The following is a 2,357-nucleotide window of genomic DNA, read 5'->3' on the forward strand; positions in this document are numbered from 1 at the left end:
GTTAAGACCGGATGCGATTCAAACTTCCAGCACTTCCCCAATCAGACATGACCATGAATATTGAGTATGTGAATAGTTGTCTCTGGGGCAAATAGGCTCAGAGTCCTGTTCTGGCTAGGGCCCGCCACGCAATGAGGGGCTGTCCCAAAAGTATAATTTTAGGGCAGCCCCTGACTTTTGGTTTACCTATTTTTAGGCGCTGGACAAGGAAGTGAGAATTGAGGCCCCGAATCTCATAGAAAGGCAGCCAGGGCCAAACGCCCTGGCTGCCTTAACAGGTATTATGCGTGTTCCTGGTATTCCCGCCAGAGGGCTTCCCGGTAAGCTTTTTCTCGGCCGGGACTAATGTAGTTCCTCTGTCGCACCCGTGCAAGAAGCTCATCCTTGATTTGTTCCTGATCAGTAAGCTTAAGCTTCTTGACTTCGGCTATAGCCTCCTTTAGCCCCACAATGCCTGTTTGTTTTCCATCGATATTTACGATTTCGGCGTTGGGCACCGGCCCCCCACAGCAGCAACTGCCACCGAAATTTTTTCCCGTAGCCTGCTCCCGGTTTTCTTCCTCGGGGATTTCCTCAATCCGGACATCACAGCAGCCGCTTCCCTGCTTGCCAAAGATCCTGGACAGCAATCCCTTCTTTTCCGCCATAAAGAACCCCTCCCTAAGCAAAGATAATGTTAAAGCTATATCCGGCCAGCGTAGCCACCACCAGGATGGTTAACACAAAGGCCACCACCAGCCGCGGTTTAAAGATGCTGGCCAAGAGACTGACCTCAGGAATGCTGGCTCCGGCTCCTCCGATAATAAGGGCCATGATGGCTCCCAGGCCCATACCTTTCTCGAGGAGCACCATGCTGATGGGAATCATGGTTTCCACCCTGATATACAGAGGAATGCCAATGGCCGCCGCCACCGGGATGGCCAGAGGATTTTGCGGTCCGGCTACCCTTGCCACCCAGTCTGCCGGGACGAAGCCATAAATGGCTGCCCCGATGACCACCCCGACCAGTAGATAGGGCAGAACACCGAGAAACTGCTGCCAGGAGCCGGTCAGAGCACGGATAAGGCGAACGCGCAGGTTTTGGCTTTCTTCCTCCCCGTTGTGCCCTCCTGATACCCTGACCCGCTTCACATAAGCCGCCAAGCCGAGCTTTTCCCACAGAGCGCCCATCGCCACTGCCAGGGCAAAGCAGAGCAGCGCATAGGTAACCGTTACCTGCCACCCGAACATGGCCCAAAACAGCCCCAGGATGACCGGGTTGAGCAAGGGTGAGGCCAGCAGGAAAGATATGGTGGTACCAAAGGAGGCCCCGGCATTTAGCAAACCTACGGTAATGGGAATGGTAGAGCAGGAGCAAAAGGGAGTAAGGGCGCCAAAAGAAGCCCCCAGAAGGTTTCCCTGGCCCCTGCGGCCGCTGAGCACCCGGCGGATGGTGGCCTCCGGGATGTACTGCCGAAGCAGCTCCACCAGAAAGCTGATGCCGATGAATAGGACTGCCAGTTCAGCCATAATGGTGACAAAAAAGTATAAGCTCTGCTCTAGTGAGTTAATGCTCATGGCTTAGCTCCTTTCCGTCTCTTTAATACATAGATGGGCAATATATAGGAGCAAAAAAATTAGGTTCCTGCCCCTTGGCGTGCCTCTACCGCTTCGAGAATATACCTGGTGACCTCCTGCCAGGCCTCAACCGCTACCTTGAAGGCTTTCTGTCCCTTAGGGGTAAGGGTATAAACCTTGCGTTCGCGGCCGTTTACTACTTCCGAGCTGGCGGTGACATAGCCTCCCTCCTCGAACTCCCGCAGCACCGGGTAAATGGTCCCTTCGGTGGGAGTACAGCAACCCTGCGTCACCTCGGCTACCGTGCGCGCTATCTCGTAGCCGTGCATGGGCTGGGCATAAAGGACCCGCAGGATAAAGAACTTAGAGAGGCTCATCTTGATCAGGCCGTTCCAGTACTCGCGGTTGGTTAAGTCCATATCAGACATTCACTACTCCCTTAGGCGAACATTTCCCTTTTAGCTTTAACCACAACATCCATTGGGTGAGCAAACGTCTTTACTCAGGCAACAATTGGTTGCTGAGTTTACTGCCTGATCGGCCTGAGCTTCTTTCTTCTGTTTAGCGGCGAAGAAGCGTTTGAGATTCTCTGGTATATCTTGCGTTGGCTCCTTTAGTTCTTGTCTTTCTTCCTTTGAGCTTCCATAAACCTCCCGGAGTATAGCATCGATAATCATGGCTTTGGGAGCAACTGTGTATTCCTTTCCTTGGTAAGTCCAAATGCGGCAATCAACCTCTTCCCCGCAAAGATCGCCGCATGATTCGCACCGGGTTTCCTTGACATCAAGCTGGATATCTCG

At 53.2% G+C, this 2,357-nt stretch carries 4 protein-coding genes; all 4 read right to left on the reverse strand.

The window, feature by feature from the left end; genetic code table 11:
• Positions 1-281: 281 nt before the first annotated feature.
• Positions 282-647 carry a hypothetical protein gene (locus H5U02_15140; protein MBC7343755.1) on the reverse strand — a complete coding sequence of 122 codons (366 nt, stop codon included), beginning with the start codon at positions 645-647 and terminating at the stop codon, positions 282-284.
• Positions 648-660: 13 nt separating this feature from the next.
• On the reverse strand, positions 661-1,557 hold the full coding sequence (locus H5U02_15145; GenBank protein MBC7343756.1) for a permease: 897 nt from the start codon (positions 1,555-1,557) through the stop codon (positions 661-663).
• Between the two features lie 59 nt (positions 1,558-1,616).
• A complete protein-coding gene (locus H5U02_15150; GenBank protein ID MBC7343757.1) occupies positions 1,617-1,985 on the reverse strand; it encodes a PadR family transcriptional regulator in 369 nt (122 codons plus the stop codon).
• A 36-nt stretch (positions 1,986-2,021) separates the two neighbouring features.
• A partial coding sequence (locus H5U02_15155; GenBank protein MBC7343758.1) for a DUF2703 domain-containing protein occupies positions 2,022-2,357 on the reverse strand: 336 nt, incomplete at its 5' end.

This window comes from Clostridia bacterium, from assembly GCA_014360065.1.
Lineage (GTDB): Bacteria > Bacillota > DSM-521 > Neomoorellales > JACIYF01 > JACIYF01.